At 64.4% G+C, this 23,786-nt stretch carries 16 protein-coding genes; 5 read left to right on the forward strand and 11 right to left on the reverse strand.

Going from position 1 to position 23,786, the window contains the following annotated elements; all coding sequences use genetic code 11:
* Positions 1-290: 290 nt before the first annotated feature.
* From AAG612_RS12155 to AAG612_RS12175, 5 genes are read left to right on the forward strand one after another with little or no spacing between them, the layout of a single operon-like run.
* Positions 291-1,202: a hypothetical protein gene (locus AAG612_RS12155; RefSeq protein ID WP_188642661.1), complete on the forward strand. Its 912-nt coding sequence runs from the start codon at positions 291-293 to the stop codon at positions 1,200-1,202.
* The gene (locus AAG612_RS12160) at positions 1,199-2,677 is read left to right on the forward strand and encodes a DDE-type integrase/transposase/recombinase (protein ID WP_188642662.1); all 1,479 of its coding nucleotides are present in this window, start codon (positions 1,199-1,201) and stop codon (positions 2,675-2,677) included. Before AAG612_RS12155 ends, AAG612_RS12160 begins: the two co-directional genes overlap by 4 nt.
* A gap of 17 nt (positions 2,678-2,694) precedes the next feature.
* Complete coding sequence (locus tag AAG612_RS12165; RefSeq protein ID WP_342510431.1) at positions 2,695-3,597, forward strand: hypothetical protein; 903 nt, start codon at positions 2,695-2,697, stop codon at positions 3,595-3,597.
* Complete coding sequence (locus AAG612_RS12170; protein ID WP_063512799.1) at positions 3,597-4,613, forward strand: TniB family NTP-binding protein; 1,017 nt, start codon at positions 3,597-3,599, stop codon at positions 4,611-4,613. The genes AAG612_RS12165 and AAG612_RS12170 overlap by 1 nt, the downstream gene beginning before the upstream one ends.
* A 3-nt stretch (positions 4,614-4,616) precedes the next feature.
* A complete protein-coding gene (locus AAG612_RS12175; RefSeq protein WP_342510435.1) occupies positions 4,617-6,515 on the forward strand; it encodes a hypothetical protein in 1,899 nt (632 codons plus the stop codon).
* Between the two features lie 223 nt (positions 6,516-6,738).
* Here AAG612_RS12175 and eda read toward each other — a convergent pair whose 3' ends face one another.
* The 11 genes from eda to AAG612_RS12230 form a co-directional block, all read right to left on the reverse strand.
* The gene (gene eda / locus AAG612_RS12180) at positions 6,739-7,365 is read right to left on the reverse strand and encodes a bifunctional 4-hydroxy-2-oxoglutarate aldolase/2-dehydro-3-deoxy-phosphogluconate aldolase (protein ID WP_342510437.1); all 627 of its coding nucleotides are present in this window, start codon (positions 7,363-7,365) and stop codon (positions 6,739-6,741) included.
* The gene (gene glk / locus AAG612_RS12185) at positions 7,362-8,351 is read right to left on the reverse strand and encodes a glucokinase (protein ID WP_425341857.1); all 990 of its coding nucleotides are present in this window, start codon (positions 8,349-8,351) and stop codon (positions 7,362-7,364) included. The genes eda and glk overlap by 4 nt, the downstream gene beginning before the upstream one ends.
* Positions 8,348-10,168: a phosphogluconate dehydratase gene (edd, locus tag AAG612_RS12190; protein ID WP_342510439.1), complete on the reverse strand. Its 1,821-nt coding sequence runs from the start codon at positions 10,166-10,168 to the stop codon at positions 8,348-8,350. Before edd ends, glk begins: the two co-directional genes overlap by 4 nt.
* The gene (locus AAG612_RS12195; protein WP_342510442.1) at positions 10,165-10,788 is read right to left on the reverse strand and encodes a 6-phosphogluconolactonase; all 624 of its coding nucleotides are present in this window, start codon (positions 10,786-10,788) and stop codon (positions 10,165-10,167) included. The genes edd and AAG612_RS12195 overlap by 4 nt, the downstream gene beginning before the upstream one ends.
* Positions 10,781-12,226, reverse strand: a complete 1,446-nt coding sequence (gene zwf / locus AAG612_RS12200; RefSeq protein ID WP_342510443.1) for a glucose-6-phosphate dehydrogenase — start codon at positions 12,224-12,226, stop codon at positions 10,781-10,783. Before zwf ends, AAG612_RS12195 begins: the two co-directional genes overlap by 8 nt.
* Positions 12,227-12,332: 106 nt before the next feature.
* Positions 12,333-13,829: a tryptophan halogenase family protein gene (locus AAG612_RS12205; protein WP_342510445.1), complete on the reverse strand. Its 1,497-nt coding sequence runs from the start codon at positions 13,827-13,829 to the stop codon at positions 12,333-12,335.
* Positions 13,826-15,868 (reverse strand): glycoside hydrolase family 97 protein, encoded by a 2,043-nt coding sequence (locus AAG612_RS12210; protein ID WP_342510447.1) that lies wholly within the window; start codon positions 15,866-15,868, stop codon positions 13,826-13,828. Before AAG612_RS12210 ends, AAG612_RS12205 begins: the two co-directional genes overlap by 4 nt.
* On the reverse strand, positions 15,865-17,478 hold the full coding sequence (locus AAG612_RS12215) for an alpha-amylase family glycosyl hydrolase (protein ID WP_342510449.1): 1,614 nt from the start codon (positions 17,476-17,478) through the stop codon (positions 15,865-15,867). The genes AAG612_RS12210 and AAG612_RS12215 overlap by 4 nt, the downstream gene beginning before the upstream one ends.
* Positions 17,478-19,304, reverse strand: coding sequence for an alpha-amylase family glycosyl hydrolase (locus AAG612_RS12220; RefSeq protein WP_342510451.1), 1,827 nt, complete (start codon positions 19,302-19,304; stop codon positions 17,478-17,480). Before AAG612_RS12220 ends, AAG612_RS12215 begins: the two co-directional genes overlap by 1 nt.
* On the reverse strand, positions 19,301-20,830 hold the full coding sequence (locus AAG612_RS12225; RefSeq protein WP_342510453.1) for a tryptophan halogenase family protein: 1,530 nt from the start codon (positions 20,828-20,830) through the stop codon (positions 19,301-19,303). The genes AAG612_RS12220 and AAG612_RS12225 overlap by 4 nt, the downstream gene beginning before the upstream one ends.
* 126 nt (positions 20,831-20,956) lie before the next feature.
* Entirely contained in the window at positions 20,957-23,692 is a 2,736-nt protein-coding gene (locus AAG612_RS12230; protein WP_425341858.1) for a TonB-dependent receptor, read from the reverse strand.
* Positions 23,693-23,786 lie beyond the last annotated feature (94 nt).

The raw sequence follows: 23,786 nt of genomic DNA on the forward strand, positions 1-23,786 counted from the left end.
TTAACACAAAAATTCTACATGCCAATGCGAATCTCCTTGCTTTTCTGAAACGCACTTTCTAAATGCCAACGCACTAAGGGAGATGTGCGTATGAGCATTGAGATCGAACCACCGGCGAACAAGAGTAAGCCGAAGGGTGAATGCCCGTTCGCTGATAGCGAGCATTCAGAGCGCGATCATGATCGCGGATCTGCCGAGCGGAAAAATGCGGAAGATGGGCACACGAACTACGTTCGGGCGGATCTCACCGCTACGCGAGTTGGTTCAGCCCGCTCCATCCCGCCGATGCGATGGAACCGACACCCGAGCATCTCGGCGATGCGTTCGCGGCGCACCTCCCCTTGGCGGTGGACCCCGGTCAGCGGGAGGTCCGTGTCGTGACCATCAGCCATCCGCAAAGATCTCAGGCCATCCCCGATCTTCGGGATGAAGCCCAGCCAGCGGACGGACGCCGGCTTGTTCGGACCGGCACTGGCGAGACCGATAATCCTCCGCTCGGCCACATCGTGGTGTTCCGCCACGGCGGGACGGAGAGACCAGTGGTGACGCGCGGAGGTCTCCATCTGCGTTTCCGCATGCCGTCGGTGAAGACCGGAATGACGGAAGTCGGCGAGGGAAGGGGAGAGGAACTGCTCGCCATGCAGTGCGAAGTCGATGGCAACATCGTCCAGTTCAAATGCCATCCCTACAAATTCGACATCGCATTCGGCGGGCCGCGTTTCACCTATCGTCCCGATCTCGCGATCCTCTACCGCGATGGTCGGATCGAGATAGTCGAGGTCAAACGCACTCCGGACGATCTCAGCACCGACGACAAGGTCAGCTTGGCGAGAGTTCGGGAATTCGTCCGCAGGTGTGGCTGGGAGTTCTCCATCCGCTACCTCGAGGATATTCGCGGTTCGAGATGGCGTGAACACAACGTCGCCAACATCTTCGGACGTCGCGCAATGGCACTGACCAACCATGAGAGTTCACGCGCGCAGGCAGTCCGAGCGAAGATGCAGCAGATGGGATGGGGCGACCTGATCAGCCTCGTCGCTCAACATGATCGCAAGCACGGCAATGCGGTCGTCGAGCGTCTCATCGCTGGCGGACTGTTCACCGTCGACTTCGATAAGCCATTCCACGACCGCACCATTCTAAGTCCCACGCCGATCGTCGCGTCGCGACCGCTGCCGGGATTCGAAGGGATAGCAGCATGACAAGACCTCTCGCCTACCCTCAAGAGAAAGGGGATCCCGTCGAGATCCTCGGCCGCGATTACTACTTCGAACGCGTCGATCCCGACCACGCGGTCACATATCGCGCGCCCTACGGCGCCTCCTATCCCGACTTCATGGTCGATGACGATAACGGACATCCCCGCAAGCCCACCACGGCTGATATGAATGCCATCTTCGCACAGGACGGCATCATCTTCCGCTCGAAGCCCTCCAGCAACGAAAGCCGGCGGCTTGCGCGAAACATGGAACTGGACGCCGAGCAGTGCCGGACGATGGACGCGAAATCGCCGCTGCGGGTCGCGATCAGCCTCTTCTGCGACGACAACTGCGGCTCCCTGTCCGACGACGCCATGTTTCCGGTCATCCGCCGCGCGGTCTCCCAGCCGGGTATTGCTGCGCTAAATCCCACGGGATGGGAGCCGCACCCAACCACAGTTCGCGAATGGCTGCGGGAACGCGGGGAACCGGGAAGGCGCAAGCCGCGCGATGGCGTGTCGATGGCCGGTCGCTACCTGCGTTCGATCGTCAGCAGACACCCGGTCGAGTTGATCCTCTATCACATGATGTCCGCCTGTCTCGCGAATGACCGGGATCAGATCCAGAGCTTCTACGACTGCTACGTGGCCGACCTGTGGAAGGTCAGCAACGGCAAGCCGCTGGACCGTCCGATGCTCGTCGAAGGTGAGGACGGAACCTGGAGCGTCGGCGACAAGGCCGCCGAATATCCCAGGCCGTCGACACCCTATAAGGCCGTTCACTACACCACCTTCTGGCGCCGGGTCCGCGATATGCGCACCCCGAAGCTTTTCGGCCTCGCGACTACCGAGAGGGGAAAGCGCGCGCGCTACGGTGGTGGTGGCTTCAGCGAGCGACCGTCGTTCGGTTCGCTATGCGAGGCGGATGAAACGCCCGTTCCCTACGTCTTCCTCGTCGATGACGACACCGGCATCGGCATGGGTTCGGCAACGATGACCCTCATGGCCGAATGCAGCACGACGGCATTGGTCGGATGGGATCTGTGCGCCGAGGCGGCTTCGAGTGCCTCCCTGCTGCGCACCGTCAGGCACGCCAACTCGATCAAGGAGGTTCCCGCTGATCTGCTCGAGAAATTCCCGGACCTGCCTTTCGTCAGACTACGTCCCGACCGCATCAAGGTCGACAATTCCGCAGGCGCGCACTCCCGTCATTTCGAGGACGCGTGCGCGGAAGCCTACATTCAGGTCAACTTCACCGGGAAGGAGCATCCCACGCATAAGGGTCTCATCGAGAGGACCATCGGGACGATCCTCCAGATGCTCTTCAAGAAGCTTCCGAGCCACAATTACGACATCGCCCTGATGCGAAAGTTCGGATTCGATCCGGACAAGCAGATCCTCTGCACGATCTCGCAGGCGCGGGAACTGCTCGACCGGGCCTGCTTCACCTACAACATCACGAGGCACAAGGGCCTGTGAACCGGCAACCCCTCCTGATGTGGCGCAAGGCCACCGCTACCCGCGCGCCCAATGTCATCGCGGATCTCGACGAGTTCGATCGCAACATGGGCTGCGTGAAGTTCGACGCTGCCGTCTACGCGACCGGGGTCGTTTTCATGCACAACCGGTATTCGTGCCATGAAATGGGTGAGATCGTCGGGCTCTTCGAGCGCGGCGCCATTCCCGAAGGAGACGTCACACCGAAGCAGCCCCGCAGGAACCAAAATCCGCACCGCAAGGTCACCGCACGTGGCAAGCTGAAATTCGATCCGGATGACCTCGGGGTAGTCCATCTCTGGATCCCATTCGGCGAACACAAGCGGTGGGTGACGCTCAAGTGCGACAATCCGGACATGGCTGGCGTTCCCGTCTGGTTGCACGAGAAGTGCATGGAGCTGGCGAACATCGAGGCCGACGAATTCTGCTCTAAGGAGGAGCAGGCGGTTTTCCGCGCCAAGCTGTTCGACATGATCTCGAATGTGAACGAGAAAGCGTCGGCGAAAAACCGCAAGCTCCTCGGCCGAGCCTTGGCGGATAAATCGACGGCGGCGTCATTGCGGCGCTACGTCGAACTCACGCCCGAGGAAGGCGAGGACACCCCCGCTGTTGAGACCCGGACCGATACCGACCCCCAGGACATCCATCCGTTCGAGCCGGACGCGTGCGTCATCGACAATGCCCTTGCGGGAAGTCGGCGCAAGGACGCGGGAGACATGACCCCGCGGCCCAGGAAAATGGCGAAGCAGACGCCCAAGACGTGGGCAGAGATGCAGCGCGCGAAGAAGAGGGGTGTCCCGGTCCGCGCGCGCAATGAAAACGGCAGAGCGAACTCGAGAACGCGGCGAGAGGCGCCGCCGCGTCGATCCTCGGGAAGAGGCCTTACATGGAAGGAGAAGTGATGAGCAAGAAAAGCGAAAAGGCCGAAATACAGGATGTCACTGAAGCTGATCAGTTGACCATCTCTCCGGCGATCAAGGATGCCTTCCGGTCGCTGCGCGACCAAAAGGTGGCCATGCGCTCGACTGCTGCGACCCGGGCGATCGCGGCATTCAACACGATCCGGCTTCCCTATCCCCGCCAGCTCGAAGCCATGCTGACCTTTCAAGAGGCTCAGGATCTTGGACGTGCAATGAAAGGACGCAGGCAGACAGCGATCTGTGTCTTCGACCCGCCACACACGGGAAAGACCACCGCGGCTGAAACCTTCGTGGACGTGGCTAACGAAGGCGCCGAGGAAGGAATTAGGCCGGTCGTCTTCATGAGTTTCGGCAGTGGTGGCGGGCCGAGCGACATGTATCGCGCGATCCTGAAAATCCTCGGCGAAGGCTTCCCGGCGACAAAGGACCTCGAAATCCTCCGTGATCGCGCCTGCGAGGCGATGCGGCATGCCCGCACAGATCTCCTCATGATCGATGAAGCGCACGAGGGAGGCAAGGGATCGGCCTACGGCCCGCGCCTCACGGCGGAGCTCAAGACGCTGCTTAATGGCGGACACGTGGGGATCGTCCTGCTCGGGACCGAAAAGGCAGAAGAGATGATCAGCAAGGACCAAGAGTTCCTCATGCGGACCATGGCACCGTGTCGTCTCGGAGCACTCGACTGGGCAGTCGACGAAGACAGGGACCTGTGGATCGGATTCCTGTCAAAGCTCGATGAAGAGATGATCCGGATCGGCATCATTGCCGAACCGACCGGCCTCGCCGATGAGGAACTGGCGCTGGCTCTCTGGCAGGCATGCGACGGGATCATCGGCCAGCTCATGAGCGTGGTGAGACAGGCGCTGCGCATCTCGATCCACGACGACCGCGATTTCATCTCTGTCGACGATCTCGTAGTCGCAGTCGATGACTGGTCGATCTCGCTCGGGCTGTGCGATACCAATCCGCTAGAGCGCCTCCTCCTCGAAGCAGCCTGACGCATGCTCGCTCTGGCCGATATCTCGCAGGAACTGCTGCGTGGGGAACGTTCGACAGACGATGCTCCTCGTCGGCTGCTCTATCGGGACCGGGTTTCCTTCTCCTTCAGAGATGGGGAATCCCTGCGAGGCGGCATGGCCCGAGCCTGTGAACTCGCCGGCGCGCCGAACAGCTGGACGGTCCTGCGGGAAGTCGGGCTCAAGCACCGAAATCGGGTGCTAGTTTCCGAGGATCCCGACATCGATATCGGCGCACTCGCGGAGGCGCTTGGCGTCACGCGCGAAGAGGTGGCCGCCAGACAATATCCCGAAAAGGAGAACGGAGCCCGGGAATACTTCGGAATGATCGTTCCCGCAGGCAGCATCGAAAGCCGTGCAAGGAGATATTCGCCCACGTTCCTTCGTGACCGAGGATATCATCTCGCTGCTTGGGAGCTGAAGTTCCTCCCCTTCTGTCCGGTGACCTGGGACATCCTGCTGCAACACTGCGATGCGTGCCGATCGCAGCCTCCGCAGGCGCAGGGGTGGGTCAGGACGCTCACGCCCGTCGATCGTTGCGACGAGTGCGGGAGAAGGCTGGCCGAAAGATCGACGTCGAACGTATCCGAGGGACTGCGGCCAGCACTCGAGATTATCTCGTGTCTAGTGCGCTGCACGGAGAAGGAACGCGCGTCAGTTTTCGACTTACTCCCGAGTGATCTCGGGAGGGCTGATCCGCAGGCACTGCTTGACGTGATCCTGGGGCTAGCGAAGCACATGGAAGCCCCTTCCACCGAAGAGGATGGTGACCCGCAGGTGATCCGCCTCCATCGAGCTTGCAAGGCCGTCCAAAGCTGGCCGACTGGTCTGGATGACATCGAGTTCAGTGCATCACCCACAGGCCAGACCCTTCCGCCGCTAATGCAGAGCTACGCAGCCTTGGGAGTAGAGCCGGCTATCGATGCGGCCGAGGCGGAATACGCGAGCATCAGGGCAATGAACCACTCAACTTGTGGCGACGAACTCGATCGGATCGTCGGGCTAAGAGAGGCTTCTGCGATTTCAGGGTTGGAAGACGACACGCTTCGCGCCGCGTGGGAAGCGTGCCTGATCACCCGGAGGTATCGCGCTCATGGTAATAGATTGCTTCCCGCTTTCGAGGTGCGAGAATTGCTGGCATTCGCTGAAGCGTGGAGAACCCGAGTGAGCGCATCATCGGTTGCCTCGCGTTTCGGGCTTCCGAAATATGCCATCGAGCAATGCGTAATACGGGGGCACCTCATCCCCACCGCGCTCAGCCTGCCGGGATCGGGCTACTTCTTCTCTAAACAAGCCGCCGATCGCTTCTGCGATGAGACATCTCTGAAGCAGCCCGCACCTCACGTTGCGACGGTCGCTTTATATGATCTGATGCGACTGGTCTCGGGTAGACTGAAGCCCTGGGGTGAAGTCCTGAGTGCGGTAGCGCTTGGCCGAATTTCGGCAAAGCTCGAGCCGGGAGATGATAATCAGTTAGCCAAGCGGCTTCAGATCGACGAAAGTTCCGCGAAAGATCTCATCGGAAAAGTGGCCGCCAAGGGGGCGCCCTCTTTGTGCGGCTTGTCATCTACCATCTGCCAATCCGATGCTTATGAAGTGTTGAATTGCTCGGCGACGAGTTCCGGCATGCTGGACGGTATCGCCAGCACGGGCATCAATCCAAAGCTATTTCCCCTTGAGCTTGTCGCCAAACGTGCCGGAGAGGTCGCGGCAACCTCGGAGATAGCGAAGCATCTCGACCTGGATCCGACGCGGACCTCGCGCCTCCTGAGTGCCGCGCGGGTCCGAGAGATCGTTCCGGGTGGTTGGGACCGTGCTCATGCTTTCGAACTGATCAATCGCGCAACGCTGATACGCGACGCACAACTCTCGTTGGGTTTCTGATCCACCCCTTGGCCACGTGCCTCTGCGGCCAGCCGCCGAATTCCCATTGCCTCCCCGATAGATGGCGCACTTCATATGCGGAGGGTGAGCGTGTATCTGCAGAAATAGGTTGATCTGAGGGAAAACTACTGCAATCGGCCCCAACGCGATTGTGAAAACATCCTTTGATTCCAGTTGGAATTTGAGGGGTTCTCAGTGCAATCTGATATTTTCAGCCAGGGAACTAGCCTGCCAGCGCTGCCGCAGCTTCGGCGCGCGCGCGGATCCCGCCGCCATCCATCGAGCCGCCGCCCTCCTTCGGGCCAACCAGCCAGCTGCCGCCCACGCACAGCACGGGATCGAGCGCGAGCCAGTCGGCCGCGGTGTCCTGCTTCACTCCGCCGGTGGGGCAGAATTTCACATCGCCGAACGGGCCAGCCAGCGCTTTCAAAGCCGGGATGCCGCCATTGGCCTCTGCCGGGAAGAACTTGAAGTGCGCGAGGCCGAGGTCGAGCCCGCGCATGAGGTCGCCTGCATTGGCGATGCCGGGGAGGAAGGGAATCTCGGCGCGGATTGCCGCGCGGCCGAGCGTATCGGTGAGACCCGGAGAAACGATGAATTCGGACCCGGCGTCGATCGCGGCCTGCAATTGCGCCTGGTTGGTCACGGTGCCCGCGCCCACGATCGCGCCCTCTACGCCCTGCATCGCGCGGATCGCATCGAGCGCGGCGTCGGTCCGCAAGGTCACTTCGAGCACGCGCAGGCCACCCGCGACGAGCGCTTCGGCTACCGGTACGGCGTCGCTCGCATCCTCGATCACCAGCACCGGGATGACCGGGGCGGTACGCATCAGTTGCTCGATGGGCTTCACGCGAAATGCTCCTTGGCGAAGGCCGCAGCCGCGCCGAACAGGCCGGGCTGGGGATGGGTGATGATCTTGACGGGGATGGTCGACATCAGCTTCTCGAACCGGCCCTTGGCGCGGAACCGCTCGGCAAAGCCCGATTCCGCCAGCGTGTCGCGGATGCGGTAGCCGAGCCCACCCGCGATCACCACGCCGCCGAAGCCGCCCTGCGCCAGCGCGATGTCGCCCGCAACGCTGCCGAGCGAGAGGCAGAAGCGGTCCACCGCCGCCGCGGCAAGACTGTCTTCGCCCGCCATTCCCGCCTGCCAGATCGTGCGGTCGTCCTGCTCTATGGTGGCGCGGTTCTCCATCCTGGCGAGCGTCGCGTAGATATCGACGATGGCGGGGCCGGAGACGACCCGCTCCACCGAAACGCGGTTGTGGCGCTTGCGCAGGCGCGCGAGGATCGCGTCCTCGATATTGTCGAGCGGGGCGAAATCGACATGTCCGCCCTCGGTCGCCTGCACGCGGTAGCCGCCGATCCCGTCGCGCCAGACATGCGCCACGCCGAGCCCGGTTCCCGGGCCCATGATGCTGATCGTGCCCTCCGCCGCCAGCGGCTCGTCCGGGCCGGTCAGGTGGAGGAAATCGCTGTCCGGAGCACGCGCGACCGCATGGCCGACCGCGCCGAAATCGTTGACGATGGTGAAGGCGTCGACGTTCAGCTTGGACTTCACCAGCGCGGGCCGGATGATCCACGGATTGTTGGTGAACTTAATCACCTCTCCGCCGACCGGGCCGGCCACCGCGATCGAGACCGCGCGGGGCAGGTCGCCGCCCTGCATCTGGCCGAAATCTTCCCACGCGGTCTGGAAGCTGGCGTGGTCTTCGGTCTTGAGCGTAACCGGCTCGTCCAGCGTGATCTCGCCGTCGTCGTCGAAGGTCGCGATAACGAAGCGGGCATGCGTGCCGCCGATGTCGACGGCGACGAGGCGATCGGGCCCGGCGATCACAGACCTGCCTCCGCGAGCATGGCGCTGCCGCCCTTTTCCGCCGGATCGCTGTGGTGACGCAGCATGGCGAAGAGTTCGCGCCCGCTGCCCCACTCGGGCGGCGGCGGGGCGGCGAGTTCGCGTGCGTCCCATTCGCCCGCATCGACCAGCGCTTCGAGCTTGCCGGTGGTCGCGCACACGCGGACCATGTCGCCGTCGCGCACCTTGGCCAGCGGGCCGCCGTGGAAGGCTTCGGGCGAGACGTGGATGGCGGAAGGCACCTTCCCGCTCGCGCCCGACATGCGCCCGTCGGTCACCAACGCGACATTGTAGCCCCGGTCCTGAATTACGCCGAGGGGAGAGGTCAGCATGTGTAGCTCGGGCATGCCGTTCGCCGCTGGGCCCTGGAAGCGAAGGATCACGACCACGTCGCGGTCCAGCTCGCCCGCCTTGAACGCTTCGGCGACCTGATGCTGGGTGGTGAAGACGCGCGCGGGCGCCTCGATCGTGTGGCGTTCGGGGGCGACCGCGCTGACCTTCATGGTCGCGCGGCCCATATTGCCCTCCAGCAGCGCGAGACCGCCATCCTTTCGGAAGGGGGCGGAGACGGGCTTGAGCAGCGTATCGTCGCGGCTTTCCTCGGCAGCCGGTTTCCAGACGAGGTCCTCGCCCTCCATCATGGGTTCCTGCGCGCCTTCGGCCAGCGATTTGCCGTAGACCGTGCGGATATCGTCATGCGCCAGGCCTGCGCCGAGCAGTTCGCGGATGACGTAGGGCATGCCTCCGGCGGCGTGGAAGTAATTTATGTCGCCCGCGCCGTTGGGGTAGACGCTCGCGATCAGTGGGACGACGTCGCTCAGCTCGTCCATATCGTCCCAGTCGAGGATGATGCCCGCGGCGCGCGCGATGGCGGGCAGGTGGATCACGTGGTTGGTCGAACCGCCGGTCGCGAGCAGGCCGACCACCGCGTTCACGATCGCCTTCTCGTCGATGCAATGGCCGAGCGCGCGGTAATCCTCGCCGTCCCAGCCTATCTCGGTCATCCGGTGGACGGCGGCGCGGGTGAGTTCCTGCCGCAGCTTGTTGCCCGGATTGACGAAGCTGGAGCCGGGCATGTGGAGGCCCATCATCTCCATCATCATCTGGTTCGAATTGGCGGTGCCGTAGAAGGTGCAGGTGCCCGCGCCGTGATAGCTGGCGCTCTCGGCGTCCATCAGCTCCTTCTCGCCCACCTTGCCTTCGGCATAGAGCTGGCGGACGCGGATCTTCTCCTTGTTTGCAAGGCCCGACGGCATCGGGCCGGCGGGGACCAGGATCGTGGGCAGGTGGCCGAAGCGCAGCGTGCCGATCAGCAGGCCGGGCACGATCTTGTCGCAGATGCCGAGCAGCAGGGCGCCTTCGAACATGCCGTGGCTGAGGCCGACGGCCGTGCCCATCGCGATCACGTCGCGGCTGAACAGCGACAGTTCCATCGAATCCTGGCCCTGCGTCACCCCGTCGCACATCGCGGGCACGCCGCCCGCGACCTGCGCGGTCGCCCCGCGTTCGCGGGCGAAGATCTTGATCTGCTCGGGGTACCGGCCATAGGGCTGATGCGCGCTGAGCATGTCGTTATAGGCGGTGACGATGCCGATATTCATCGCCTTGCCACTGCGGATGGTGGACTTGTCGTCGCCGCTCGCCGCGAAGCCGTGGGCGAGGTTGCCGCAGGAGAGGGTGGGCCGATGCACGCCCTCGTCACGCTGACGATCGATCAGGTCGAGATAGCGCCGCCGCGAATCTTTCGAACGTTCGATGATCCGGTCGGTGACTTTCGCGAGCGTGGCGTTCAGCGTCATGCGGGGCTCCAGTAGATGGTGACGGGTGCGCGCGAATGGCGCAGCAGGCGGGCGATGGGCAGATCGCTGTCGCCGCGCAGCGCATCCTCGATCACCGCCTTCTTGTCCTCGCCCCGGATCACGATGATCGTGTCCTTGGGCGCGGTGGTGAGCGCTTCCATATTCATGGAGAGGCGCGGGAAGGGGGCTTCGGGCGGCAGCGGGTGAGGCTCGGTACGGATCACGCTCGCCCCGGCATGATCGTCGCAGATCATCTCGGGGAAGAGCGAGGCGATATGCCCGTCCGCGCCCATGCCGACCCATAGCAGATCGAGCTCGGGCACCGCCATGCCTTCGGCCAGCGGCTCGATAATGGCGGCGGTTTGCGCAAACGCGCTTTCCAGCTTCGCCTGGTTGCTCGCCGGATGGTCCTTCGCGACGAGGCGATCGTCGCCCAGCATCAGCCGTGCGCCAGTCCAGTCGAGCCCGCGCGCGGCAAGCTCGTCGAAAATCGCCACCGGGGTCGAGCCGCCCGGCACTGCGATCATCGGCGCATCGGACGCCTTGGCTACGCGCTCGACATGATCGGCGACCGCGCCGGTCGAGCCATCCTCGGCCCAGCGAACCTTGGGTTTAGTCATGCCATTTCACCTTGCCGTTTGCAGCGAGATCGAAGCTGTCCGATGGCCCCCAGCTGCCCGCGCCGTAGAGCTGCGGAGTCATCGATTCGGTGCGCCAGACCTCGCGGATCGCATCGATCCACTTCCATTGCGCCTCCACCTCGTCGCGGCGGACGAACAGCGTCGGGTCGCCATCGATCAGGTCGAGCAGCAGCCGCTCATACGCGATCCGCCGGCGCGCCTTGGCAAAGGCCTGGGTGAGCGAGAGGTCGAGCGGGACTTCGCGCAGGGATACGCCTTCGCGGTCCATTCCCGGCTGTTTGGCCATCACCATCAGGCGCACGTATTCCTCGGGCTGCAGGCGGATGACGAGGCGGTTGGAATTGAGCCGCCCGCCGCGCTGTGCGAAGATGTTGTGCGGCACAGCCTTGAACTTGATCACGATTTCGCTGCGGCGTTCGGCCATGCGCTTGCCCGTGCGCAGGTAGAAGGGCACGCCCTGCCAGCGCCAGTTGTCGATGTGGGCTTTCAATGCGACGAAGGTCTCTGTTTCGGACGTGTCGCCCAGATCGTCGGTATAGGCCTTCACCGCCTCGCCCTGCACCGCGCCGCTGCCATACTGGCCGCGCACCATCTCGTCGGAGGTGACGGGGCGCAGGCTGCGCAGCACCTTCACTTTCTCGTCGCGCACCGAAGTCGAGTCGAAATCTGCCGGAGGCTCCATCGCGATCAGCGCGAGCAGCTGGAGCATGTGGTTCTGCACCATGTCGCGCAGCGCGCCCGTATCGTCGTAGAAGGAATGCCGCCCCTCCAGCCCGACCGTCTCGCTGATGGTGATCTGGACATGCTCGATCCCGTTCGCGTTCCACAGCGGCTCGAACATCGCGTTGGCGAAGCGCAGCGCCATGAGGTTCTGCACGGTTTCCTTGCCGAGGTAGTGGTCGATCCGGAAAATGCGGTCCTCGTCGAAGGCACCGGCGACCGCATCGTTGATGACCCGCGAGGATGCGAGATCGTTGCCGAGCGGTTTTTCCAGCCCGATCCGTACGTTCTCGCCCGCCAGGCCCGCCGATTGCAGCCCGCGAATGGTGGGTTCGAACAGGAAGGGCGCGGTGGAGAGGAAGATCGAGAGCCCGCCCGAGATATCGCCCAGCTTGGCGGCCAGATCGTCGAACCCTTCGAGGGTCGATGCGTCGAGCGGCTGGTATTGCAGGTGGCCGAGGAAGGTGGCGATCTTGCCCTCGTACTTGCGGTCTTCGGGCAGATATTCGTGCAGCGCGTCGCGCGCGATCTCGCGGAACTCTTCATCCGAATGCTCGCTGCGCGCGGTGCCGAAAATGCGCAGGTCTTCTGCAATCAGGCCGTCTTCGTGCAGGGCGTAGAGCGAGGGCAGCAGCATCCGCTTCGCAAGATCGCCGGTCGCGCCGAACAGCAGCAGCGTGGAAGACGATGTGGGCATGGACTGGTCGGCTCCTTCGAACGCCCGCAAGGCGGTGCGCGGTTTCGTTTTCCGCTAGTGCGGCCCCGGGGTTCGGGTTGCTTCCGCCCCCTATGGAGGCGGGCGCTCACCCGATCAACGGGTCGTAGCGTGAGAAATTCGCAAGACAGGCGTCGATCATGCCGCGCGTCCCCTCGATATCGGCGACGCCGAGGCCGGTCGGCGGCGGCTGCAGCTTTTCGCGCGGCGGAAAGGTGCCATAGCCTGCGAAGAGGCAATGCCAGCTGGCATCGGCGTAATAGCGCTTGCCGCCATAGGCCGAGTCGTTCGCCGCCGACACATCCTGCTGGCGGAACCACGCCGTCATCATTGCCTTGAGCCCGCCGGACAGCGAATCGTTCTTCGCGTTCGCGCGCCAGTAGTCGGTGTCGGTCCGCTGGCTCAGCCGATAATGCGCCACGATGTAGTCGCGGATGCCTTCGTAACGCGTCGCGATCGTTGCGTTGAAGGCGTCGCGGTGCTGCGGCGTGAACCCGCCTGTTTCGTAAGCCTGCGCGAACTCCAGCGCGGTGACGATCACGATATGCAGCGCGGTCGCTTCGAGGGGTTCGATGAACCCTTGTGCGAGCCCCGCCGCCAAACAGTTGCCACGCCAGCTTTCTTCCACCCGCCCGACCTTCATGGTCAGGACACGCGTCTCGCCTTCGGGCTGGCCCAGAGCTTCACGCAGCTCGGCCTCGGCCTCTTCGTCGGAGATATGGGCCGAGGAATAGACGTAGCCATTGCCGATGCGGCTGGTGAGCGGGATCTGCCAGCGCCAGCCCGCGCGCATCGCAATGCTCTCGGTCTGCGGCCTGGGCGTGCCCGAATGCGGCGTGGGCATCACCACCGCGCGGTCGTTGAACAGGTTGTCGCCGAAGCTGCGGAAGGGCACGCCCAGTGCTTCTTGCGCGATCAGGCTGCGAAAGCCCGAGCAGTCGACGAAGATATCGCCCTCGATCCGCTCGCCAGCATCGGTCACCAGCGCGGCGACATCGCCATTCTCGTGCATTTCGACTTCGCGGATCGTGCGATCGAAACGGGTGACGCCGCGCGCCGTCGCCCAGTCGCGCAGGAAGGCGCCCAGCTTGTAGGCGTCGAAATGGTAGCCGTAGCTCGGGCCGAAGGGGAAGCTGTCGGCGGCATGGGGCGCCCGGCCATGTTCAGCCAGTGCGGTGGCGAGAAACCAGTCGTCGGGATGGGCGGGCAGGTCGAAGCCCCGGCGGGCAAGCAGGCAGTTATGGACGAAGCCGGGCTCGGAATGCAGATCGACCGGGCCGGGGAAGGGGTGGAAATAGCTCTCGAAGCCTTCCCTCTCGCTCCATCCGGTGAAGCGGATGCCCAGCTTGTAGGTCGCATCGCACGCCGTCATCCACTCGGCCTCGGCAATCCCGAGATGGTCGAAGAAGCCCTTCAATTGCGGGGTCGATCCTTCGCCTACGCCGATGATGCCGATGCCCGAGGATTCGACCACCGTCACACTTCCGCGGCGCGCGCCCCATGCCCGGTGCAGCAGGCATGCGGTGATCCATCCCGCACTGCCGCCGCCCAGAACCACGACCCGGGGAAGCGTGGCCTCGTTCACTTCTGCGGCTGCAACCGGATCGCCGCGCCGCCACCGGGCGCGAGCCACAGCTCCAGCGTGTCGCCCTTGCGGATCGTGCGCGTGTCGTAGGCGATGTTGTGCCGCGCCTCGGTCTCGTAGGTCGCGCCTTCGCCGTCCTTCCAGATCGTGGCCGTGTAGGCGGTATCAGCGTCGAGGAAGTCGAAATCGAGCGCCAGCGTCCGCTCGGTCGCATCGTTGACCCCGCCGACATACCAGTCCTCGCTATTGCGGGCCTTGCGCGCGAAGATCGCATAATCGCCGACCTCGCCCGCAATCAGGTGGCTCTTCGCCCAGTCGGCGGGCACTGCCTTGATGAACGCAAGCTCCCCGGGGTGCGCGTCGAGGCTCTCGATGAAATCGGCCGCCATCTGGATCGGCGAATAGATCGCCAGATAGAGGCCGAGTTGCTTGGCGAGCGTGCTTGCGATCGGCTGCTCGTCCGCGCCGACGAGGCCGAGCACGCCGGGCGTATAGTCCATCGGGCCAGACAGCATGCGGGTATAGACCAGCGTGGGCTCATGATCCGGCCCGTTGGCGAACTTGCCCCAGGCGTTGTATTCCTGCCCGCGCGCGCCTTCGCGTGCGACCCAGTTGGGGTAGGTGCGGCGCAGGCCGGTGTCCTTCACCGGCTCGTGCGGATTGATCGCGATCTCCCGCTTGGCGGCTTCCTTCACGACATGCAGGTGGTGCTGCACCTGCCGCTGGCCGTCATGCCATTCGAAGATTTCGTCGCCACACGGATCGGCGATGTCGGCATTGCACAAAATGATCCCGCCCGCATCGGCGACGTAGCCGGTCTTGATCCAGTCCACCCCGTGCGCCGCATACATGTCGAGCGCATCTTCCAGCTGGCGTTCGTAGACTTCGATATTGCCGCCCGTTTCGTGGTGGCCGATCAGGCGGACGCCCTTCGACTTCGCATAGGCGGTCACCTCCTCGAAATCGAAATCGGGGTAGCTCTGGGTGAAGCTGTAGTCTCGGCCATTGCCGAACCAGTTGCCGTCCCACCCGACGTTCCAGCCTTCGATCAGCACGCCGCGAAAGCCATGCTCGGCGGCGAAATCGATATAGTCCTTGGCGCGCTCGGTAGTCGCGCCGTGGTTCGGCCCCTGCGCCCAGCTCCAGTCGCCGCGGATCATGCCCCACCAGATGCCGATATATTTGGCCGGCTCGACCCATGAGACATCACCGAGTGCATTGGGCTCGTTGAGGTTCAGTTCCAGATCGTTCTCGACCAGACCGGCGGCATCGTCGGCGATGCGGATCGTGCGCCAGGGCGTAGTGAAGGCTCCTTCGCGGACGACCTTCGCTCCGCGGCTCGACGGCGCGAGCTGCGCGCGGAAGCGCGTGCCCTCCACCCGCCACAGCCACATGCCCGAATAATCGACCAGCGCCGCCTCGTGGAACGAGAGGTGCGTGCCGTTCTTGAGCCGCACGGTCATCGGCGTGTGGGCGGTGGAAACGCCGGTCAGCGGGGTTTCCTTGTAGAGATATTCGTAGCGATTCCAGTCGCCGCCCTGGATCCACCACGCGGTCGCATCCTGCCCGTCGGCGATGACGAATTCGGTCAGCTCCTCGGTAATCCGGGCGACCGGCATTTCGTCGCTCTCGGGAAATTCGTAGCGAAAGCCGATCCCGTCGTCGAAGACCCGCATCCGCACGGTGATCGCGCGCGTGCTGGTTTCGCGCGTTTCGCGGAAGGTGACCGCCAGCTCGTTGTGATTGTCGCGCACGAAGCGCCGCTCGCCCCACGGCTGTTCCCACGTATCGTCGTGGCTGGCAGTGCTTTCCGCCTCGATCGCGAAGTTGCGCCGCATCGGTTCGGCATCGGCGAAGGTGAAGCCGAGATCGCTCTCGGCAATCACTTCCTCACCATCGAGGGTCACGCGGTAGAACGGCACGCCGTCGTTATCGACGTCGAGTTCGGCGACGATCCGCCCGTCGGGCGATGCGACCTCGGCCGCCATCAGCGGCATGGCGGAGCTGGCGAGCAGGCCTGCGACTGCGAGGCGGATCATGTCCGCACCAGCAACGCGGCGTAGGGCCCCAGCGACTGCGGCGTGGCGCGGTTGACGGTGCATAGAATCTCTCCCTCGGGGGTGTCGGTCAGATCGATCGGCTTGGCGGACAGGTTGAAAAGGCAAGCGATCCGCTCGCCCATATCGACCCGGTCGAACCGCAGCAGGCCACTTTCGGCGTGGCATCCATCGACCGCGCCATGGTGCAGCGCGGGGTGGGCATTGCGCAGCGCGATCATCGCGCGGGTATGGGCGAGCAACGAATCCGCATCGGCGTTCTGGGTCTTCACCGCCAGCGCGAGGTTGTCCTCGCCCAGCGGCAACCATGGCTGTTCCGAGCCAAAACCGCCCCATTCGCGATCTTCCCACGGAATCGGCGTGCGCGCGCCGTCGCGGCTGAGCGTCAGCGGCCAGTTGGCGATCGCTTCGGGGTCGTGGAGCTGGTCGAACGGGATATCGACCTGCGTCAGGCCGAGCTCCTCGCCCTGATAGAGGATGATATTGCCGCGCAGCGCAACGAGCAGCGCGATCTTCATCCGCGCGAATTCCCCGCGATGATCGGGCGCACACCAGCGCGAGAGCGCGCGCGGCGCGTCGTGGTTCTCGAACGCCCAGCTCGGCCAGCCGATGCCCTCTTCGGCGGGCCATTCGGCCAGCGCCGCGCAGACCAGCCCCGGGGTCAGCGCATCTGCATAAAGGAAGTTGAAGCCATAGGCGGAATTGAGCCGCGTCTGCCCTTGCGTGAAGGCCTTCATCTCCGCCTCGGCCTCGTCCCCGCCGACCTCGGCGACGGTGAATATCCCGTCGTAACTGTCGGTCACCGCACGGATCCGCTCGATGAAGAACGGGATGTCGGGATGCGACATGTTGCGCGTCTTGAGCTGGAAATCGAACGGGCGGGTGCGCGGTCGGTCGCTCGGCGGGGCGGGCGGATTGTCGCGCAATTGGGGGTCGTGCATCGCGAAATTGAGCGCATCGATGCGGAAGCCGTCGGTCCCGCGGTCGAGCCAGAAGCGCGCCACATCGAGCAGCGCGTCCTGCACCGCAACATTGTGGCAATTGAGCTGCGGCTGGCCGCTGAGGAAATTGTGCAGGTAATACTGCTGGCGGCGCGCGTCCCAGGTCCATGCCGGCCCGCCGAAAACCGACTGCCAGTTGCTGGGCGGCGAGCCATCGGGCTTGGGATCGGCCCAGACATACCAGTCGGCCTTGGGATTATCGCGGCTGGCGCGGCTTTCGACGAACCAGGCATGCTCGTCCGACGTGTGCGAATAGACCTGATCGATCAGCACCTTGAGGCCCAGCGCATGCGCGCGGGCGACCAGCGCGTCGTAATCGTCGATCGTGCCGAAGATCGGGTCGACATCGCAGTAATCGGCGACATCGTAGCCGAAATCTTTCATCGGCGAGGTGAAGAAGGGCGATATCCAGATCGCATCGACACCCAACGAGGCAACATGATCGAGCCTTTGCGTGATGCCCGGAAGGTCGCCGATCCCGTCGCCGTTGGAATCCATGAAGCTGCGCGGATAGATCTGGTAGATCGAGGCGCCGCGCCACCAGGGGCGGGCGGTATCGGGCAGTGTTGCGGGGTCTTGCACGCTCGCCATCAGTTGCGCTCCAGCTCGCATACGGCCCAGCCGAAAGGTGCGATCTCGAACCGCGCGCTGCCGGGGGCGGTGGGCGTGGCAGGGCATTGCCCGTCGAGCGACACCAACCTGTTAATCTCCATGCCGACCGCGACGTTGCGGGTAATCGGCTCTCCGCTCGTATTGAAGACGAGGAGCACGCGCTGGCCGCTGTCGGGATCGTGGCGGGTGAGCGAGAACAGCCCCGCTTCCCGGTCGAAGGTGCCGACCTTGCTCAGCCCCCGGCGCAGCGTCGGGTTCGCGCTGCGCACGGCGGAGAGGCGGGCTATGGTGCGGTAGAGCGGGTGCGCGGTATCGTAATTCTGGCCCGCCGTCGTGGCATTGGTGCCCAGCAGGTCGTTGTCGTTGTAGGCATCGACCTTGCTCTGGAACATGTTCTCGCGCGCCAGTTGGTCGTTTCCGTCCGAGACGAAGCCCTGCTCGTCGCCGTAATAGATCGTTGGGATGCCGCGCACCGTCAGCAGCATCGCATGGCCGAGCATGGTGCGCGCGAGCAGTTCTGCATTGTCGGCGTTCGGGTTGCCCTCGCGCACGAACATCGAGAAGCGGCCCATGTCGTGATTGCCGAGGAAGGTCGGCAACCGCAGCGCCGCTTCGCGACCGCCCTCGTAGGCCCAGTCCCCGTCGAGCAGGGTCGCGATGACCTCTGGCGAGGCGCCCTTCGCCACCACCTCGCGCACCGCTGCCTGGAAATGGAAATCGAGCACCGAGGGCAATTCGTCGCGCCTCGTATAGACCGCCAGTGGGCCGGGCGTCGCGCCGTCGACATAGACCTCGCCGAAGATCAGGAAATCCTCGATGCCTCTGGCCTCCGCGCGTTCGAGCATCGCGGGCACGAAGGCCTGCCAGAACTCCGGATTGACGTGCTTGACCGTGTCGATCCGGAAGCCGTCGATCCCGAACCGGTCGATCCAGCTGCCGAAGATGTCGATCATCCCAGCAACGACGCGCGGGTTCTCGGTCGCGAGATCGTCGAGCCCGGCGAAATCGCCGTAGACCGCGCTCTCGCCCCACCACTCGGAGTTGCCGCGATTATGGTAGTAGATCGGGTCATTGAGCCACGCGGGCACCTTGATGTCGCGCTCGCCCTCGGGGATCACGGGGCTGTAGGCGACATCGGGATTGACCATCTTCGCCCAGTTTTCGGGCGAGGGATCGTCGTCGCCCGCGAAGCCGGGATTGATCGGCTCACCCTCGGGCCCGAAGCGGGTCGAGAAGGGGTAATCCGCCTTGCTGCGATAGGCATATTCGCCCTCGGCATACTGGATCACGTCGGCGGTGTGGTTGGCAATGATGTCCATATAGACCTTCATCCCGCGCGCGTGGGCCGCATCGACGAAGGCCTTGAACTCGGCATTGGTGCCGAAATGCGGATCGACCTGAGTGAAGTCGGTCACCCAGTACCCGTGATAGCCCGCACTCTCGTCGCCCGCCGGGCCCTGCACCGGCTTATTCTTGAAAATCGGCGCGAACCAGATCGCGGTGACGCCCAGACCCTCGATATAGTCGAGCTTTTCGGTCAGCCCTTTCAGGTCGCCGCCGTGGTAGAAGCCCTTGTGTGTCGGGTCGAAGCCGCTGGTCAGTCGATCCCCCGGATAGCCGCCGGTGTCGTTCGTGCTGTCGCCATTGGCGAAGCGATCGGGCAGCACGAAGTAGATGATCTCATCCTGCGACAGGCGTTGCGTCTCGCCCCTATCGGTGGCGCCCGCGTCCGATGCCCCGGCCATCGCAGGGGAGGCGAAAAGCAGGGCGGACGAGGCAAGCAGGGCGAGCGCGTATCGGGTCATGCAATCTCTTTCGTCTGAAGGGCCGCCGCGCTGCCGGGCATGCAGTAAGCACGCAGGAACTGCGCATGGCCGGGCATGCTATCGGTAAGGCGCACAACGCCCTGGTCGATTTCGTCGAGCATGCGCGCAAGCTCGACCGAAGGCATTGCATCGGCCAGCGGATGATAGGCTTGCGGCATCACGCCCTGCCCGATGAAGACCTGTAGCCAGCCTTCGGGCGTGAACAGTTCCTCGTGCTCGCGGTGGATGAAGCCGCGTTCGCGGAACTGGTCGATCCTGGCGGTCAGCGTGTCGGGCAGGTCCATCGCGCGGCACCGGTCCCAGAACGCCTCGCCCTCACGGCCGTTGGCGCAGTAGTGCAGAATCAGGAAGTCGCGAATGCGGGTCCATTCGAACTGCGCCTGCCGGTTGAATTCGGCGGCCAGCGCAAGGGTGGGGTGCGTGCCCGGCAGCATCGCGAGGAAGCGCGCAATGGAGGACTGGATCAGGTGGATGCTGGTCGATTCGAGCGGCTCCATGAACCCTGCCGCCAGCCCCAGCGCGAGGCAATTGTGCGACCATGGCCGCTTGCGCATCCCGGTGGTGAAGCGCAGCCGGTTGGGGCTCGCCATCGGCTTGCCGTCGAGATTGGCGAGGAGCGTCGCCTCGGCCTCCTCGTCGGAGAGGAAATCGCTGCAATAGACGAGGCCGTTGCCGACCCGGTGTTGCAGCGGGATGCGCCACTGCCAGCCTGCGCTGTGCGCGGTGGCGCGGGTGTAGGGCGTGAAGTCGCCATGCGCCGTGCAGGGCACCGCGACCGCGCGGTCGCAGGGCAGCCAGTGGCTCCAGTCCTCGAACCCGGTGTGCAATTCCTGCTCGATCAGCAGGGCGCGAAAGCCGGTGCAGTCGATGAAGAAATCGCCCGCGATCCGCGTGCCGTCTTCCAGCGTAACCGAGGCGATATCGCCGCTTGCTTGGTGGCGCTCGACCGAGGCGACCTTGCCCTCGATCCGGGTCGCGCCGCGTGCTTCGGCGAAGCGGCGCAGGTAGGCGGCGTAGAGCGTCGCATCGAAGTGATAGGCCCACGGCATGTCGGGCGCGGTGCGACCCGGTGCCTGCGGCCACATCTGCATCCTGAGGGCGCGCGCCGCGCATTCGTTGAGCGAATAGTCGGCGAGTGGACCCGCCGTCCCCTCGGCCCGCGCACGCAGCCAGTAATGATGGAAGGGAAGCAGGCCCGCGCTGCGACCGATCGCGCCGAAGGCGTGCATGTAGCTGCTGCCGTCGCCGTTCCAGCCGGTGAACTCGATGCCCAGCTTGAAGCTGGCTTTGGTTTCGCGCAGGAATTCGGCTTCGTCGATGCCTAGCGCCTGATTGAACAGGCGAATCTGCGGGATCGTCGCCTCGCCCACGCCAACCGTGCCGATCGCATCGGATTCGACGAGCGTGACCCGGTTCGGCGTCAGCTTCGCGAGCGCGGCAGCCGCCATCCATCCGGAGGTCCCCCCGCCGATGATCACGAAATGAAGAGGCGCTTCACGACCCACGCATGGTGTCCCTTCTGGCTCCCCTCGCGCCCACCTATCCCTGTTCGGTCATGGCGGGGCAAGGGCAGCGCGGAGCAGGAGGGCGGGCGACCGGGAGAAGGGGGCCGCCCGCCCCGCGTATCCGGCTTACCGGAACTTGTAGGTGAAGCCCGCGAGGAAGCGGCGACCGTAGATCTGGTAGTCGACCACCTGCCGCCGATCCGCGCCGACCGAGGCAAAGCGCTCGTCGGTCAGGTTCTGGCCCTGGAGGTAGACCGACAGCCCATCGAGCATGCCGCCTTCGAAGTCGTACCCGATCTGGGCATCGACAATCGTCTCGCCCAGCGCAGTGCGCCGGGTGGGCGTGCCACCGAACCCGGTGAAGTCGCCGAGGAATTCGGAGCGATAGCGCACGCTGCCGCGGGCATCGAAGCCGCCCTTTTCGAAAAACAGCGTGCCGTTGGCGACCCATTCCGAATAGCCGGGGATCGTCGTCAGGTTGCCGTTCTGATCCTCGATCTCGGTCTTGGTGTAGCCGACACCGCCGGTCACGCCGAAGCCGTCGAGCGCCGGAGTGAACACGTCGAAGGGCAGGGTGGCCGCCAGTTCGCCGCCATACAGCTTGCCGCCGCCGATATTGGTCGGCCGCTCGATCGTACCGATCGGCGAGAGCCCCGGATAGGTCGCCGCGTTCGTCGGCGCGGGGAAGGTCGAAAAGTCGTACGGCACCCGGCTGGTGAAGACGAAGCTCTTGAGGTCCTTGTAGAACAGCTGGAGCGAGAGGACGCCGTCGCTGCCGCCGAAATATTGTTCGATGTTCAGGTCGAAGGCATTGGCCCGGTACGGACGCAGAGCGGGGTTGCCGCTGCTGCCGCGAATGATCGGCGTCGGTCCCGTGATGTCGATGCCGTAGCCGATCGAGAGGCGCATGTCGTCGATCCGCGGACGCATGATCTCGCGTGCGGCGGCGAAGCGGATCACCGTGTCGCTGGGCAGGCGCAGCGCGAGGTTCAGGCTGGGCAGCACGTCCCAGTATTCCGCACCCTGTTGGCGCGGCTCCGGCCCGCTGGGCGGGAAGATGAGCCCGGTCGATTTCTGAACCGTGTTGATCGCCTGCACGCCAAAGTTTCCGGTCAGCAGTGTGTCGCCGAACTCCTGCTCGATATTGGCCTGGAGATAGCCGGTCATCAGCTTTTCGGAGAAGTCGAAGCTCTTCGAGAGAACGTCGGTCGCCGCGCCGGGCCCGGACGAGACGCGCGGTTCGAGGACCAGCACGCCGTTGGCGATCAGCTCGCGCGCATCGTAGCTGACGATCGGGCCCAGCCCGAGATAGGAAAGATCGGTCGGCTCGAGCAGGTATTGCGACGGGATCGTCGCTTCCAGCGCACCGCCGGGCAGTCGGACGAAAGCTTCGTCCGCCCGCAGCGACTTGGTCCGGTCGGTATAGTTCAGCCCGAACAGGACCTGGCTTAGGAAGCTGCCGTAGAACTCCTTGCCGACCTCGACCCGATATTGCTTGAGCTCGTCGTCGACGATGCGGTCGTTCTGGTAACCCGCCTGCGGCACCACGCCGCCGCCCCAGCCGAGCGGATCGGTCAGGACGATCAGATTGGGGTCGGAATAGTTGAGGGTCGGGTTGAAGACCGTGCCCGTGTCGCCTGACTGGAAGCCGATATTGTCGGCCGCGCCGTTGCCGCCACCGAAGCCGGTGCCCGAATAGCTTTCGATGCTCAGCTCGCTGCGGTCGGTGCGCGAATAGCCGAAGTCGAACATCGCGCTCCAGCCGTCATCGCCTTCGTATTCGACGTTCAGACCGCCCGAGAACAGCTCCGCCTCGCGCTGGAATACATCGTTGCGCACGACCCCGCGCACGTTGTTGAACGTGCCCGAGTTGGTGAAGCCATCCTCGACGGTGGCGTTGGTGGGCGGGCCGTTGAAGCCCAGCGGCAGTTCGATGCCGCGCTTGGACTGATCGTCGTCGAAATCGGAATAGAAGCCGTCCAGCGTCACGTTCCAGTTCGGCGAAGGCTCCCACTGGACAGCGCCGGTCACGCCGAAACGCTTGAGCTGGGTGGAGGTGACGAAGCTCTTGGAGCCGCCGATGACGGCAGGGTCCGCCGCGGTGCCCGCGCCGGCATAGCCCCAAGCGTTGAATTCCTGCAGCTGATAGGGTTCGTCGGTGTAGGAGGCCGACAGCGCAATGCCGAGCGTATCGTCCGCGAACTGGTCGACATAAGTCGCATTGGCGCGGTAGCCGAATTCCTCGGACCCTGCGTTGAGCGCGCCGAGATCGGCCCAGCTGCCGCGCGCGCCGACCGCCAGCACGCGCTCGTCCAGATCGAGCGGACGGATCGTGCGCACGTCGATGGTGCCGACCAGGCCCTGCCCGACGAGCGAGGCTGTGGGCGACTTGTAGACCACGACCTGGTTGACGACTTCGGCCGGGTACTGGTCGAAATCGACCGAGCGCACGTCGCTGGTGGTGGTCTGTTCGCGCCCGTTGAGGAGGGTCTGCGAGAAGTCGGGGCCGAAGCCGCGAATGGAGATGCCGTTGGCGCGCCCGTTGAGGCGCTGCGAGGTCACGCCGGGCAGGCGCGCGATCGATTCGCCGATCGAGTTGTCGGGCAGCTTGCCGATATCTTCGGCAGTGACCGATTCGAGAATCTGGTTGCTGTTCTTCTTTTCGGCGACTGCGGTTTCGAGCGATTCCCGGAAACCGCTGACGACGATCACATTATCGGCCTCGGCATCCGTTTCTTGCGGAGCGGGCGTTTCGGGCTGGGTGGTCTGTGCGAGTGCCGCCGCAGGGGTAAGGCCGCCCGCCATTGCGATGGCGCATGCCGTCGCGCTCACGCCGTACTCAATTGACTTACGAACCGACATTGTCTGCCCTCCAAATCGCCCGTTCTCGCGTGGTCGCGAGCTCGCGGGCATCATCCTCTTCCGTCGCGTGTCCGCACTTGCAGCGGTTTGCGAA

The organism is Citromicrobium bathyomarinum (assembly GCF_038594605.1).
Lineage (GTDB): Bacteria > Pseudomonadota > Alphaproteobacteria > Sphingomonadales > Sphingomonadaceae > Alteriqipengyuania > Alteriqipengyuania bathyomarina_B.

Excerpts from the sequence above, each read along its gene's own strand:
- AAG612_RS12155 (WP_188642661.1), top strand. The coding sequence starts at position 291 with ATGGAACCGACACCCGAGCATCTCGGCGATGCGTTCGCGGCGCACCTC.
- AAG612_RS12160 (WP_188642662.1), top strand. The coding sequence starts at position 1,199 with ATGACAAGACCTCTCGCCTACCCTCAAGAGAAAGGGGATCCCGTCGAG.
- AAG612_RS12165 (WP_342510431.1), top strand. The coding sequence starts at position 2,695 with ATGTGGCGCAAGGCCACCGCTACCCGCGCGCCCAATGTCATCGCGGAT.
- AAG612_RS12170 (WP_063512799.1), top strand. The coding sequence starts at position 3,597 with ATGAGCAAGAAAAGCGAAAAGGCCGAAATACAGGATGTCACTGAAGCT.
- AAG612_RS12175 (WP_342510435.1), top strand. The coding sequence starts at position 4,617 with ATGCTCGCTCTGGCCGATATCTCGCAGGAACTGCTGCGTGGGGAACGT.
- edd (WP_342510439.1), bottom strand. The coding sequence starts at position 10,168 with ATGACGCTGAACGCCACGCTCGCGAAAGTCACCGACCGGATCATCGAA.
- AAG612_RS12195 (WP_342510442.1), bottom strand. The coding sequence starts at position 10,788 with ATGACTAAACCCAAGGTTCGCTGGGCCGAGGATGGCTCGACCGGCGCG.
- zwf (WP_342510443.1), bottom strand. The coding sequence starts at position 12,226 with ATGCCCACATCGTCTTCCACGCTGCTGCTGTTCGGCGCGACCGGCGAT.
- AAG612_RS12210 (WP_342510447.1), bottom strand. The coding sequence starts at position 15,868 with ATGATCCGCCTCGCAGTCGCAGGCCTGCTCGCCAGCTCCGCCATGCCG.
- AAG612_RS12215 (WP_342510449.1), bottom strand. The coding sequence starts at position 17,478 with ATGGCGAGCGTGCAAGACCCCGCAACACTGCCCGATACCGCCCGCCCC.
- AAG612_RS12220 (WP_342510451.1), bottom strand. The coding sequence starts at position 19,304 with ATGACCCGATACGCGCTCGCCCTGCTTGCCTCGTCCGCCCTGCTTTTC.
- AAG612_RS12230 (WP_425341858.1), bottom strand. The coding sequence starts at position 23,692 with ATGTCGGTTCGTAAGTCAATTGAGTACGGCGTGAGCGCGACGGCATGC.